The 511-nt window shown below is 48.3% G+C and carries 1 pseudogene; it reads left to right on the plus strand.

The annotated features are described in order from the left end of the window. Positions 1 to 10 precede the first annotated feature (10 nt). Positions 11 to 394 (plus strand): annotated as a pseudogene (locus R8N49_RS30620) (LysR substrate-binding domain-containing protein); the annotation flags it as partial. Between the last annotated feature and the right edge of the window lie 117 nt (positions 395 to 511).

Genomic DNA, 511 nt, shown 5'->3' on the forward strand with positions numbered 1-511 from the left:
TCATCCATGAGCTGACAAAGAAATTAGCGAACCACAAGATCTTGCCGATCAAACTATGCGCTCTTATCCGGTTCAAAAACAAAGATTGGACGTTGTTAAGCACTTCTTGCAGCCGGCCGGCGTCGAGCCTGCCAGATGGAAGCAAGCGGACAATACCTTAATGCTGGTGCAAATGGTTTCGGCAGGGTTGGGCGTTGCGGCGTTGCCAAACTGGGCGATATCCGAGTTTTCTCGTCAGGGGTTAATCACCAGTAAACCATTTGGCAAAGGTTTGTGGCGTCGTCTGTTCGCAGCAACGCGTAACTCTGAAAAAGATAAGCGTTATCTGCAAGCCTTCTTTGCGACGGCGAGACAACAATGCAAAAGCCATCTTGACGGCATCAAGATGGCTTAACAACAAGGAATCGATTGAGACTAGCGTTCGTACGCTTTGAATTGATTGGTGAGTGGGTCGTACTGATAACCAAGCATATCAAGTTTGCCCACCACCGACTCAACATCCATTTCGTAC

The sequence above is a fragment of the Vibrio sp. 1978 genome, from assembly GCF_033344345.1.